The organism is Leptospira selangorensis, from assembly GCF_004769405.1.
GTDB lineage: Bacteria > Spirochaetota > Leptospiria > Leptospirales > Leptospiraceae > Leptospira_B > Leptospira_B selangorensis.
The window spans coordinates 289,812-301,814 of record NZ_RQES01000001.1 but is presented as its reverse complement, the minus strand read 5'-3'; the positions used below and the strand labels follow the sequence as shown (position 1 = coordinate 301,814).

Annotated in this window: 16 protein-coding genes; 12 read left to right on the top strand and 4 right to left on the bottom strand. The window is 35.3% G+C overall.

The features are described 5' to 3' along the window. The 7 genes from EHO58_RS19475 to EHO58_RS01440 form a co-directional block, all read left to right on the top strand. On the top strand, window positions 1-583 hold a 583-nt coding region (locus EHO58_RS19475; RefSeq protein WP_167483166.1), incomplete at its 5' end, for a hypothetical protein. A gap of 208 nt (window positions 584-791) precedes the next feature. Continuing rightward, the gene (locus EHO58_RS01465; RefSeq protein WP_135678174.1) at window positions 792-1,415 is read left to right on the top strand and encodes a YiiX family permuted papain-like enzyme; all 624 of its coding nucleotides are present in this window, start codon (window positions 792-794) and stop codon (window positions 1,413-1,415) included. Between the two features lie 107 nt (window positions 1,416-1,522). Beyond that, on the top strand, window positions 1,523-2,134 hold the full coding sequence (locus EHO58_RS01460; RefSeq protein ID WP_135678171.1) for a DUF4328 domain-containing protein: 612 nt from the start codon (window positions 1,523-1,525) through the stop codon (window positions 2,132-2,134). A 274-nt stretch (window positions 2,135-2,408) separates the two neighbouring features. Beyond that, window positions 2,409-2,972 carry a hypothetical protein gene (locus EHO58_RS01455; RefSeq protein WP_135678169.1) on the top strand — a complete coding sequence of 188 codons (564 nt, stop codon included), beginning with the start codon at window positions 2,409-2,411 and terminating at the stop codon, window positions 2,970-2,972. Window positions 2,973-4,012: 1,040 nt separating this feature from the next. Then, window positions 4,013-4,786 carry a hypothetical protein gene (locus EHO58_RS01450; RefSeq protein ID WP_135678167.1) on the top strand — a complete coding sequence of 258 codons (774 nt, stop codon included), beginning with the start codon at window positions 4,013-4,015 and terminating at the stop codon, window positions 4,784-4,786. A 183-nt stretch (window positions 4,787-4,969) separates the two neighbouring features. Next, on the top strand, window positions 4,970-5,431 hold the full coding sequence (locus tag EHO58_RS01445; protein WP_135626733.1) for a VOC family protein: 462 nt from the start codon (window positions 4,970-4,972) through the stop codon (window positions 5,429-5,431). A gap of 224 nt (window positions 5,432-5,655) precedes the next feature. Continuing rightward, window positions 5,656-6,312, top strand: a complete 657-nt coding sequence (locus EHO58_RS01440; protein WP_135678166.1) for a hypothetical protein — start codon at window positions 5,656-5,658, stop codon at window positions 6,310-6,312. A gap of 19 nt (window positions 6,313-6,331) precedes the next feature. On the opposite strand, the gene EHO58_RS01435 is transcribed toward EHO58_RS01440, so the two are convergent. After that, entirely contained in the window at window positions 6,332-6,817 is a 486-nt protein-coding gene (locus EHO58_RS01435) for a DUF6790 family protein (protein ID WP_135678164.1), read from the bottom strand. A gap of 248 nt (window positions 6,818-7,065) precedes the next feature. Between EHO58_RS01435 and EHO58_RS01430 the strand changes: the two genes are divergently transcribed. The 3 genes from EHO58_RS01430 (at window position 7,066) to EHO58_RS01420 (ending at window position 8,601) form a co-directional block, all read left to right on the top strand. Further along, window positions 7,066-7,368, top strand: coding sequence for a hypothetical protein (locus EHO58_RS01430; protein WP_135678163.1), 303 nt, complete (start codon window positions 7,066-7,068; stop codon window positions 7,366-7,368). Between the two features lie 10 nt (window positions 7,369-7,378). Continuing rightward, entirely contained in the window at window positions 7,379-7,933 is a 555-nt protein-coding gene (locus tag EHO58_RS01425; RefSeq protein ID WP_135626737.1) for a dihydrofolate reductase family protein, read from the top strand. Window positions 7,934-8,043: 110 nt separating this feature from the next. Beyond that, on the top strand, window positions 8,044-8,601 hold the full coding sequence (locus tag EHO58_RS01420; RefSeq protein WP_135678161.1) for a dihydrofolate reductase family protein: 558 nt from the start codon (window positions 8,044-8,046) through the stop codon (window positions 8,599-8,601). A gap of 61 nt (window positions 8,602-8,662) precedes the next feature. On the opposite strand, the gene EHO58_RS01415 is transcribed toward EHO58_RS01420, so the two are convergent. Together EHO58_RS01415 and EHO58_RS01410 are read right to left on the bottom strand one after the other, a co-directional pair. After that, a complete protein-coding gene (locus EHO58_RS01415; protein WP_244241029.1) occupies window positions 8,663-9,238 on the bottom strand; it encodes a hypothetical protein in 576 nt (191 codons plus the stop codon). A gap of 203 nt (window positions 9,239-9,441) precedes the next feature. Beyond that, entirely contained in the window at window positions 9,442-9,996 is a 555-nt protein-coding gene (locus EHO58_RS01410) for a methyltransferase family protein (protein WP_244241028.1), read from the bottom strand. 406 nt (window positions 9,997-10,402) lie between these two features. On the opposite strand from EHO58_RS01410, the gene EHO58_RS01405 reads away from it, so the two are divergent. Together EHO58_RS01405 and EHO58_RS01400 are read left to right on the top strand one after the other, a co-directional pair. Then, window positions 10,403-10,819 (top strand): MarR family winged helix-turn-helix transcriptional regulator, encoded by a 417-nt coding sequence (locus EHO58_RS01405; RefSeq protein ID WP_135626741.1) that lies wholly within the window; start codon window positions 10,403-10,405, stop codon window positions 10,817-10,819. A gap of 59 nt (window positions 10,820-10,878) precedes the next feature. Next, window positions 10,879-11,355 carry a MepB family protein gene (locus EHO58_RS01400; protein ID WP_244241027.1) on the top strand — a complete coding sequence of 159 codons (477 nt, stop codon included), beginning with the start codon at window positions 10,879-10,881 and terminating at the stop codon, window positions 11,353-11,355. Here EHO58_RS01400 and EHO58_RS01395 read toward each other — a convergent pair. Continuing rightward, complete coding sequence (locus EHO58_RS01395; protein ID WP_135678155.1) at window positions 11,336-11,932, bottom strand: dihydrofolate reductase family protein; 597 nt, start codon at window positions 11,930-11,932, stop codon at window positions 11,336-11,338. The two genes, EHO58_RS01400 and EHO58_RS01395, sit on opposite strands and share 20 nt — an antisense overlap. Window positions 11,933-12,003 lie beyond the last annotated feature (71 nt).

Genomic DNA, 12,003 nt, shown 5'->3' with positions numbered 1-12,003 from the left:
ATTTTTTAAGTGTGAGACAAATACGCAATTAATTAAAGCAGAGATAAAGGAAGTTAATCCCCAAGGGGGACTGCAGATATCTTATGTTGATTCAATATTTTTGCACAAGTCTCTAACGAAAATATATAAAGAAATGCATATAACAATTAATCACGATAGTCCTGAAATATATGCAACAAAGGAGGGTAAGGCCTTTCTTTCAAAGGCACATTCACGAGAATTCTTTCTATGTTTTGACGAGAATGATACTCCGAATCTAAAAAATTGTAATTTTCCTAAACGACAAGCGTATGAAGTAAGATTAAATAGATATGAATTAGCTAAGGGGAACTTACTTATCGTTTTGGACTCGCAAGGATACGTCAAAAAAATGTATGAATTTAACTTTCCAACAATTAATAATAAATTCGTACGAGGAAGAGTAGTAATAGTAAGCCATATAAATGAACGCAATGGGAAACCCGCTTATTATTGGTTGACTCCGTTTTCCATAATAGCAGATATTATTACTAGCCCTATACAGTTTATTATTTACTTAAATGAAATAATGAATGCATTAGGGGCATTGAGGGCACTGGGTTAATTTCTCAAAAAGTTAGCGACGGCGTGCAACTGTCGGCTTATCGCAGCACTTCGGGATGCTTTCGCACCTTCGCTCTAGACTAAGCCACATTTCGCTTTGTCGCTCGTCTTGCAAAGTAAGTCTCGCGCCTAGTGCTGTCGGACTCGCGAAACTTCGTCAAGCCTTGGTCGTTATACGTAATTACTTAAAAAATAATTAAGAAGAAAAAATGAACAAGACACTTTTCCTAATAGTAATTCTTTTTACATCATTTCGAAATTTGAAAACAGAACAGATTAAGTTTTCTGATTTGATGGAAGGGGATATTATATTTCACGAATCAAACTCTGAACAGGCTAAAGCAATTAAAGCAGCTACTAAATCGAAATACACTCATGTTGGAATTATTTTTAAATACGGTAATGATTATAGGGTTCTTGAAGCAGTTGAGCCTGTAAGAATTACGCCTTTAGCTTCTTTTATTAAAAGAGGTCAAAAAAATCACTATGTTATCAAACGACTTAAAGATCGCGAAACAGTGTTAACCGAAAGTAAAATCCAAGATATGAAGAAATATGGAAATTCTTTGCTAGGCCGGCACTACGATATTTATTTTGATTGGCAAGATGATCGCATTTATTGCACAGAATTAATCTGGAAATTATATGATAAATTTACAGGCAAGAAATTGGGTGATTTAAAGACTTTAAAAGATTTCGATTTATCATCATCAAAAGTGCAATATTTAATGAAAAAGCGATATGGGAATATTATTCCTTACTCTGAACCGGTAATTTCCCCTGTTGATATGTTTAATTCAACAGAATTGATTACTATAATCAGCTATAATTAAGCAACTACGCTTAACTATAGGATTGATGTTCTGCTTCGTGCTTAGCGCACGCGCAAAACGTCGGAACACCTTGGTCGTTAGGCGCAATACCAAAAAAGAATAATAGAATGATCAAAATTTATAGAAATATCTTATTTATCCTGTCTTCCTTGCTTCTAATAAGTGGAATAGTTGGTAGGATCCAACGATTGTATATTCAATTTTATTATAAAGTTAGCTATAAAGAAATGTCACCGCAATTAGGTCAGGAACAACTATTCTTTGAGATAATTACAGTTCTTTGTTTATTCTTTTCTACCTTAGCTTTTAGCATTTGGGTACATATCTTACATAAATGGTTACGAGAAAATTTTGCTGTTTCGAATTTTTTACCAGACTGGTGGGGAATTTTCGGGTTTTTTATACCCATAGCAAATTACTATTATCCATTTGCTTATATTTACGAGACCTATGAACAACTATATCAAATTAATTATAAAAAGAAGTTAAAGCAATGGAGTATCTTTAAATTATATATAGCAATACTTTGGATCGCTCTTTTTGTTTCTGGCTTACTAACAATTATCGATTATTATCTCCTGGATAAATTGGGATTTAGTGAAGTAAAGGAAGTTGATATTGCTACGTCAATTTTTCTAATTTTTCAATATTCCTCTCTTTTACTAATAATGCTAACGTTAGAATGGCATCGTTTGAAAATTTTTAAAGAACGTAGTTGAATTTTGTGACTGTGCCTAATATGTTTCGAGCTTTCTAAGCAACTGCTTCGCCACATTTTTCTTTCGTCACTATACTTGCATACGCAAGCTCGTGCCATTGCAACCTTCGCCAAGGCTTAGTAATTATACGCCATCGAAATAGATACTGCAGTAAAATATAATTAAAAGTGATTAAATGAAGAAAAGTTTATTAGTTATAATGATATTCTTAAGTTGTTGCATAAGTATACCTCGGAATATTTACGAAGTAGATCGGACAGACAGAAAAATTGAAATGGTTAAAAAGAACTTGAAAATCGGCTTTCTCAACGATTTAAGATCTGGAGAGAATACAGATTATTCTTTGTTAGCCTTAGTTCCGTTTGTTATATCTGGCGAGATCAAATTAGATTTTCCGGAGTCTGATAGAATTTCAATGGGGACTCCTTTAAAATATCATTTTTCTGATATCATGAAAAGGGAGCTAGAAAATAAATATTCATTTAATAAACTTTATATTTCAGAATTAAATACTCTAAATGCAGATTATGTGATAGATGGTAATTTGAATAAATATTCTTGTGCAAGAAATTTATACTTTTACGGTTTGAGTGTATTCGGGCCTTTGCTTTGGTATTTAGCTGCACCTGCATTTATTACTTCTTGTGAATTTGATATTGAGGTCAATATTCGCAATGAGAAAAATGATATCTTATTTACAAAAAGATATGTAGACAAAGAGGAAGTGTGGTCGGGTCTCTATTATAATCTGGTCACTTTAAATAAAGTTCATAGCATACTTATTAAGAGATTCATGCAGCACTTGCTGCAAGATACTGAAATAGTATTCAAGAAGTAACTAGATAATTTTGACTGCGCCTAACTATCGCCGCTTCCGTTCCGTTTAGGGATTGCTAACACAATTCTTCGCTCGCGCGTTGCTAAATTTGCTTCCGTCACTTCGTTTACATGGACAAACTTGTGCCATTGCAAACGTCGGAATACCTTGGTCGTTAGGTGCTATAATTACAAATAATCAGTAAAAGAGTATGAAAGAATTTTTTAAAACTTTTAGAATAATAATAAGAAATCGTTCAGTGCTAATATTATTGGCACTAATTCCCGTTGATGTTTTAATATTCTATGTGTTAGGAGGAATGGGAGAATTCCGTTCATTCATCACAATTAGTTTTACACTAATTATGATTATTAATATTTTTTTACTAATATCCTCTATTAGGGAGTTAACAATACCAAGTGGTTCAAGAGTGGAGGGTTCAATTTTTGAATTTATTTGGCTGTTACTAAAATTCTTTCTAATCTACTGCCTTCCGCTTGGCATCTTGTCCGTTGTCTTTGAAGAAAGTGTTAAAGATAATTTTGAAAACTTCACACAAGAAGAATTGAAGGTCATAATAGGGGTCATTTATCCTATCTTTAATGGAGTATTGTCCTTTATCATAACTTTATTATTGGTTGTTTGTATTGGATCAAGGGAGTTAAGCGGCTTATCGAAGAAATTTTATGTGTTAATTAAGAATCGAAAATTATGGAGTTATCTTTTTGTATCATTTATTTTTGTGTTATTTTCCAAGTCATTTTATTTTAGGAAAATATTCTCGTTCGGTTTAGCATTAAGTTTGCTAACAGTTTTTATCATCACTTTTGTCCAGTTTATATTATTTATTGCTATTATCCGCATAGATCGCAACAGTTATAATTATGATTAAGGAACTCTTTATTTAGTAAATAAATTACGGCGCACAGCTGTCGGCTTATCACTGCGCTTCGAACTTGCATAGCAAGCCTCGCTCCAAGTATTTCGCCATCATCCAAACCATCCTCAAGCGCAGGTCATTAGCAGAAATGGGGTCAAAAAATGTATAAAGAGGAATAAAATTGATAACAATATACAAATCAAATAATTACCAAGAAATAGAGCTATTTAAATCAGTTCTCGATAGTGAAGAAATTAATTCTTTCGTAAAAGGAGGCGAATTGAATGCCCTAAAATTTGCATTACCAGAAAATGATACTCTAGTAGAACTATGCGTTTCTGAGAAAGATTTATTATTTGCTCTTTATTTGTTAAAGCTTCCGTTGACTGAGGAATTATTGGAAATTATACAGGGATTCTCCAAGTTGAATCATTCGAATGATAATATTGATAGTTCAAAAATAAAAAATCAAGACTTCGGAAATATGAGTATCTTGGCCATTTCCCTATTAATTGTAGGCATAGTTTCTTTACTAATAAGCTATTTTGATATTAAAGCAAAGTATAATTCTTTGAATTTAGACTTAAATTCTGATTTGTATGTCTATTCTGAATATGATAACGTTGAAAACTGTATTCTTTCATATTACAAAGAGAATGATAAATTGAGTTCATGGATATGCTACGGCGAAGACGGTCAGCAGGTTAGTAATAAGTCTTATGATATTAATGGAAAAATAGACGTTCATTATTTCCCTGACATCTCCTCGAAAAATTTCGATCACTCTATAGCGTACGACGTTAATGGATTAAAAATTTCAGAGCGCTTTGATACAGATCACGATAATAGATTCGATAAAACTATCTATTTTGATGAATTTGGAAAAGAAATTAGATCTGAAATAGATCGTAATTCGAACGGAAGAATAGAAAAATCGGAAATTATAAATAAGTAGGGCCTACTGACTGCACTTCGGCTGACTATCACCTGGTGCTAAGTCCTTTGGGGGCATGCGGAACTTCGACAATTACTGGCCATTAGCTGCAATTTGATGCCTGGAAATGAATGGCAAAATTATACATCTCATAATCGTTAGATTCAATCATCACAGGTAAGAAAAATAAAAAGGAGTCAATTTATGTCTAAAATTACACCATTCCTAATGTTTAATGATCAACTTGAGGCTGCAATAGCGTTCTATACTTCTACATTCCCTGATTCAGAAATTAAAAACGTTGCTCGCACTGGCAACGATGGTCCAATCACCTCGGCCGAATTTATCATTGGCGGTCAATTTTTTATGGGATACAACGGTGGTTCATATTTCGAGTTTTCAAATGGTTTTTCGCTTTTTGTCGACTGTGGAGATCAAGGAGAAGTCGACGAGTACTGGAATAAACTTATTAGTGCGGGGGCAAAACCACTACAGTGTGGCTGGATTACTGATCAATTCGGTATAACTTGGCAAATCGTACCAAGACGTTTCATGGAACTTATTAACGATCCTAATCCGAGAAAAGTAAAAGCTGTAATGGATGCCATGATGAAAATGGTAAAACTTGAGATTGCTACACTTGAAAAAGCTTATAACGAGGCTTAAGTAGTTTCGACAACTATAACCTGTTCGATGAATCAGTGATCAATTCGGAGTTTGTGCCTTCGGCCCGGATGGTTTCAGAATTTAACTTTTTAAAATGTTTACCCAAGATCCGTCTCGTTAGGGTAATATAGTGTTTCGCTTCAGATTGCTTGCACAAGTTCGTGCATTGTGAGACGTCGCCAAGGCTTGGTCGTTAGACGAAAATTGGGGAAAATTATTAGAATATGAATATATCAACAAAAAACTTAAATAAACTTTCAGATATCAAAACGATAAAAAATTTATCGAAATCTCTTGCTGCATTGGATGCTATCCTTTGCTCAGAATGGGAATTCAGATATTATTCGTACGATTCTAAATGGTCTGATTCAGAAGAATTAGGTTCGATGCGAGATGGAAGCGGTAGTGAGTATAAAATATTGTTTAATCAGTATGGCGCTGCAATTAATGGATTTGATTGCGATTCAAAGATGTCACCTTGGATTAGTAAAAAACCGAAATATTGGCCCGGATTATTTGAGAATATGCCATCTGAATTTCAGGAATTTATTGATACTGAACCGATCCCATCTATTGGCACTACCTTCTTTATATGGAGATTAAATAAAGATAAGACGTGGAAAACTGGTACTGTCACTTTCCCTAAAGGAAGGGATGATGGCTCCGAAGAGTTGCTTTATATATTAGATGGCAATCCGCTTACATACCAAAAATGGGCTGAAGAATATTATGAAATGGAAGTTAGCTTGGATTTGGTAAAAAAAATTTATGGCATGAATAAGATAGATGCTTCCTTTTTGAAGAAGTTAAAAGTGGAAATTGATGATTTGGATCAACTGAGAAATGACCTAGTTGACATTGGTTATCCAATCAATTTTTAGTTCGTTCTGATCATTGCTATTACTTCTCCGCTTTATTGCGAAGAAAAAGTGAATCTAAATAATAGCCAGTAACGATTAACAGACCCCACAAATCCGAAATGAGTGCAGTTGCTTCCTTAAAGTTTACATGTTCAATGCCACGAATGACATGAAGTAATCCAGCTAATCCGAGATAAAGGCCACCAAGTGTTGCCGCGGATCGCAGAGAGGGAAAGAATAAAGAAAGCCCCGCAAGTCCGCCCATTAATAAATTAGCAAAGCCTAACTCTCTGATAACAAAATGCGCTGAATCGTTTAATTGCAAGATACTTGCGGTAAATGCAGGATTTATTACCTGATTTAAACCGGCACTGATAAGCCTTATGCCGATAGCCCAAAAAATGAACCATTTCCATGAGAGATCTAGAAATCTTATTCGAGAAGAGCGATAGAAAAATTCTCCAGTTACTGAAAGTAATGGCACTACAAACATTGTTGCTACAATATATATAAAATAACCCATCATGCAACTTTGACTTGTTGAGAATTTTAAGTAAAGTGGTTTCTCGATGAAATTTGTTTACAGGGGAATAAGTAGTAGTTTCGAAAAGGCGTATAACTTCCGATACGCTTCGAGCTTGTGCCGTTGTGAACATCGCCAAGGTTTAGTCGTTATATACCGTAATTTAAAATTTTAGATCATTTGACTAAGAACTAACTATAATTAAATTAATGAAGCTAATATTTAATTTTAATGGTATGCATGTAGGTGATTTGGCGAACGTTAAAATTGGTAAATTAACTTCCCCGGAAAATGATTTTGAAATCCATATTACTGGGAAATTCCTGAGCAATGGAAACGCTGAAGAGAAAGGACATCTTGCGAGGTCCATGAATTTATCTATGAACACGTTGCCGACCATTATTGAAACTCAAATATCTAAGAAAGTAATAGAAGCGACAGATCAAAATACGAATAGCAAGATTAAAGAACTGTTTAAAGATTCTTCGGCGAAACAAATTTTCGGCACTAACGCTCTGCTTTGGAAAAGATTAGAAAGCCATAGACGATATTGAAAGGAACTATATGAGAAAGTTAATTGCAGCAATCAACATGACGCTTGACGGGTTTTGTGACCATACCTCAGGCATCCCGGACAAAGAAATACATCAACATTACGCAGACCTGTTGAAGAATGCAGGTGCCGCTCTATATGGCAGGATAACCTATCAACTTATGGAATTTTGGCGAACCGTACTGGAAAATCCCACAGATGATAAAGCAATGAACGACTTTGCAGTTGCAATTGACAACACTCCGAAGATTGTTTTTTCCCGCACACTGGAAAATGTAGATTGGAAAAGTGCTAAATTAGCAAGTCAAGACCTTGAGAAAGAAGTTTTAGAACTCAAACAACAATCGGGTAAAGATGTTTTTGCGTGCAGCCCGAGTTTGATTGTAGCTTTGACAAAACTCAATTTAATAGACGAATATCAACTTTGTGTTCACCCTGTTATCGCAGGAAGTGGTTTGCCGTTATTTAAAAATATTAGCGAAAAAATTATACTTAAACTCATAAAGACTAGAACGTTTAGCAGTGGTGCAGTCATTCTTTATTATGAAAGGCAGGATATTTCTTAAGGAAGATCTGAGTTTATTCGACGGTGAGCAAGGTAGTCGTGAAATTTTCTGTTATTAAAACATAATAAAAGAGCTTTCCGTTCGGACGGTATATAATTATAAGTAGACCCATGAGAAAAGTTATTTTTGCGATTAATATTACTACCGACGGATGTTGCAGTCATATGGATATGATCCCTGACGACGGGCTGCACAAATACTTCACAGATTTGCTTCGTACTGCTGGTGTTATCCTTTATGGGCGGGTTACATACCAACTGATGGTACCGTTTTGGCCTGACGTGGCAAGAGAGCAATCGGAGTCAGAAGTTACGAATGAGTTTGCTCAAGTGTTTACTTCGCTTGAGAAGATCTTATTCTCCAGTACATTAAAACAAGTTGAGGACAGTAATACTCGATTAACAACTAATAGTCTAGCGAACGAAGTAACTTCTTTGAAGAAGCAGCCCGGAAAGGATATTTTCATCGGTAGCCTGAGTCTCGCCACCCAACTCTCCGAGTTCGATTTAATTGATGAATATCGTTTTGTAGTTCATCCGGTGATTGCCGGAAAAGGTCCTAAGTTATTTGATAAAATAAAACTACAAGAAAGACTTCTTCTGGATTTTTTTGGTTCGGAAACTTTACAATCTGGAATCGTTGCCCTCCATTATAAAAGAAATAAATGATGAAAATTTTTCTCTTCTAAATCAACGCTGTTTTTGCAAGAGCGCAACAGCGTTACTATAGTCACCATTGCTGATTTGTATTGTCCCAATTTTTAGGTGCCAACCAAAGTGCTTCAGCAATTGCCATTAATCTTTTTGAGTCGGATTTGAAAATAGCTGTCATGACCTTGAATGCCCTCGACATCTTCTGCAAACGCCAACTCATCACTATACTGTCTTCTCCAGTTTTTGGACGTTCTAGAATCTTCCCGCGTATTTTGCTTAGTACTATTAATTGAGGTTCATCTAACACAGCTGAAAATCCGCCGGGACAGTCCAAAGCACCCCAGACTGCTGCATCTCTAACAAAACCATCCGTCGATGAAATTGTTTCATCCGGTAACCAGTGTCCTACCATTAGGTTTTCAAATCCAATTTGTTCGGGAGCAGGACCGACAAATATTCGCATTCCATCGTTTATTTCTCGTTTAGGACCACATACAAAACATGTGGGAAATGGATGAGTTGTGAATCCCGGATAAAAGGTAGAGATCTTTTTTGCATCCTCCAGGTCAGGAACTATCGGCAACTTATATTCTGGAAAATCTTCGTCCTCGATTGATTTTAGAGTTGCGAGTGTTTTTTTTTGAGTCATCATAAATCGTACCTTGTTTTCTTTTTTCAGATTCCAAAATGATAGATGACTCAACGGGAGTCGGGTTAAGTAAACGTATCTCAGCCGAGTTAGTTCCTACAGCTTCAACCAAAATTCCAGCGGTAAAACCTCCATTACCTGTTTTTGGTGGACCGCAAAATCTTTTAGATAGTATTATATTATCAACTTTCATGTTGTTCTCCAATTTATTTTTTTATAACCTTTTGATTGAACGTAAAGAATGGTAGAAGCATAGGAACTGCTCGTTTATATTGCAGATACTTCTCTCCAAATATGCGGGCTAAATCTCTTTCCTCAAAGAATGTTCCTATGATAATATAAAGAGTCATACCTATAGAGAGAATGAGGTGGCCTAAGTTCATCAGCGGCGTACTCCATATAACTAAAATTATTCCGAACATCATCGGATGACGTACTAACTTATAAAGTGAAGGTGTAAGGAATTCTGCCGTATGTTCTCGGGTTTTTAATAGAAAATTCCAAGCTTGTTTTAGTCCGAAAAGTTCAAAGTGATCTATTAGAAAGGTAGAAACAACCGCCACTGAAAGTCCTATTAAGAAAATTGAATACGCAATATATTTTCCCAGGATACTTTTAAAATTCCATATCTCTAAATCGATGGGTTGCCAAAAACATGAGAGTGTGATCAAAGTGATACTAACTATTAAAACGTAAAAACTTCTCTCAATCGGCGGGGGGACTATTCGTCGGAGATATTTTTTAAAACCTTCTCTCGCCATCACACTATGAGGGATCCCAAATATCGCAATTAACGTTATGTTTAAACAAATAGATCCGATTAGACCGATTTTGAATTCGAATGTAATGCCCTCCAAGAATTGACTGATATCAAGTAAACGTAAAACAAAAATGATCACACTTAAAAGATAGATCGTGTATGAAGTCAGAGCAAATATCAGATAAATTATCCGTGTAAATATATTATTCGTATTCAAAGGTCCTCCCAAAATGCTTGGTATTCAAAGCTTTTTAAAAATTCTAACTTAAGGAAGAAGATTGGAAATCTCTGCTGTAAATAATAAATTGTAGAAATCCTTTTGTTAGGAATAATATTGCTTGGTATTCAAAGTAATTTTTGGTATATATAAAACTGTCTATTAATAAGGCGGGGTAAACGGAAGAAGAATGAAACAAGATAGGCTGTTAGTCCTGGTAACTGCGTTACGGGATCAAATTTTAGACGAAGTAAAAAAAGATTATTTACGTTTCGGACTAACGAATATAACTCCTGCGATGGGCGCGGTCCTTTGTGCACTTAAAAACGATCACCCTCAATCTATGAAGGAGATAGCGAGACAGATTTTCAGAGACCAGTCTAGCGTTACTCCATTAGTACAAAAGTTAGTCGATTTAAATCTTGCAATTCAGGAACGTTCATCCCTTGATGCAAGAGAATCCCAGGTCCGGTTAACCACATCGGGGAAAAATACACGTTTGAAAATTATTCGAGCGGGAAGAAAGATGAATGCTCGTTTATATCGAGGTATGTCGGCTCCTGACCGAAAAAATCTTATTTCACTATTAGCCCAACTAAAAAAATAAACAAAGCCTTGGTCGTTATTATCTGAATGTCGAATAAAATACCTCTTCCTACGAGTTTAATGAAAGTTAATCTTTTATTCTCTGAAAACTGTAATATAGAGATCAAAAATTTTCGGATAGAAAAAGAAAGTTCCGATTATAATGCTGCATTCTTTGATTTAAATAAAAAACAGACTGTTTTTAGATTAGCGAAAATTACTCCTAAAAAAATCGGATTGTTTGTTACTCTTTGGAAAAGGGATAAAAAGGGGATCACCATTCCATTCCATAAAAATGATGATATTGATCTTATTATCATCGAAGTCAGAAAATTGAATAGGATCGGGCATTTTGTTTTTAATAAAAGCCTTCTTGTTGAAAACGGGATTATCACTTCTAAAAAAGAAGGCAAAAGAGGATTTAGGATCTATCCTCCTTGGGAAACTCCTTCGAGTAGGCAAGCTATTCTATCTCAAAGTTGGCAATCACGCTATTTCTTTGAGCATAAAAAAATGAATATGGATGATAGTGCGCGTCTTAGAAATTTCCTGTTTTAACTTCTCCCGCACGCTTATAATTCACAATAATGACTCCATTTGAGGAGATTTGGCTTTCAGTCATCTGGAACATCGCAGGGATTGTGCCATCTACAAATAATCTTTTCCCACTTCCTAACGTTAGCGGATATATCTTTAGCCAAAACTCATCAACCAAATCATGTTTCATGAGTGTCTGGACTAGATTAGCGCTTCCATAGACGTGTAAATCTGGTCCTTCTTCTTTTTTGAGTTTGTTGATTTTTTCCACAATGTCTCCGTTTAGAAACACGGATGGCTTCCATTCACTACTAGTCCTGGTATTAGAGGCAACATACTTAGTTACTGACATGATAGGAGGCCAAAAGTCGGAATGTTTGGGCCAATAGGGTTCCCAAATATCAAATGTCTTACGACCTAATAGCAGATCAAACGGAAGGTTCATCTGCTTCTGCATAACTGTTCCGGTAAGATCGTCAAATATCGGAGCTTGCCATCCGCTATATTTAAAGCCACCACTTGTATCTTCTTCTTGCCCGCCCGGGCCTTGAATAACTCCATCAAGCGTGAGAAATTCGAGTACGATAATTTTTCTCATGGCAATATTCCTTTAAGGTATATTTTAACGCGATTATTGGAGCAAAAATTTCATACACGTCAATAGCATTT

Coding starts and splice junctions, on each gene's coding strand:
- EHO58_RS01465 (WP_135678174.1), top strand. CDS start 792: ATGAACAAGACACTTTTCCTAATAGTAATTCTTTTTACATCATTTCGA.
- EHO58_RS01460 (WP_135678171.1), top strand. CDS start 1,523: ATGATCAAAATTTATAGAAATATCTTATTTATCCTGTCTTCCTTGCTT.
- EHO58_RS01455 (WP_135678169.1), top strand. CDS start 2,409: ATGGTTAAAAAGAACTTGAAAATCGGCTTTCTCAACGATTTAAGATCT.
- EHO58_RS01445 (WP_135626733.1), top strand. CDS start 4,970: ATGTCTAAAATTACACCATTCCTAATGTTTAATGATCAACTTGAGGCT.
- EHO58_RS01440 (WP_135678166.1), top strand. CDS start 5,656: ATGAATATATCAACAAAAAACTTAAATAAACTTTCAGATATCAAAACG.
- EHO58_RS01435 (WP_135678164.1), bottom strand. CDS start 6,817: ATGATGGGTTATTTTATATATATTGTAGCAACAATGTTTGTAGTGCCA.
- EHO58_RS01425 (WP_135626737.1), top strand. CDS start 7,379: ATGAGAAAGTTAATTGCAGCAATCAACATGACGCTTGACGGGTTTTGT.
- EHO58_RS01420 (WP_135678161.1), top strand. CDS start 8,044: ATGAGAAAAGTTATTTTTGCGATTAATATTACTACCGACGGATGTTGC.
- EHO58_RS01415 (WP_244241029.1), bottom strand. CDS start 9,238: ATGATGACTCAAAAAAAAACACTCGCAACTCTAAAATCAATCGAGGAC.
- EHO58_RS01410 (WP_244241028.1), bottom strand. CDS start 9,996: ATGGCGAGAGAAGGTTTTAAAAAATATCTCCGACGAATAGTCCCCCCG.
- EHO58_RS01405 (WP_135626741.1), top strand. CDS start 10,403: ATGAAACAAGATAGGCTGTTAGTCCTGGTAACTGCGTTACGGGATCAA.
- EHO58_RS01400 (WP_244241027.1), top strand. CDS start 10,879: ATGAAAGTTAATCTTTTATTCTCTGAAAACTGTAATATAGAGATCAAA.
- EHO58_RS01395 (WP_135678155.1), bottom strand. CDS start 11,932: ATGAGAAAAATTATCGTACTCGAATTTCTCACGCTTGATGGAGTTATT.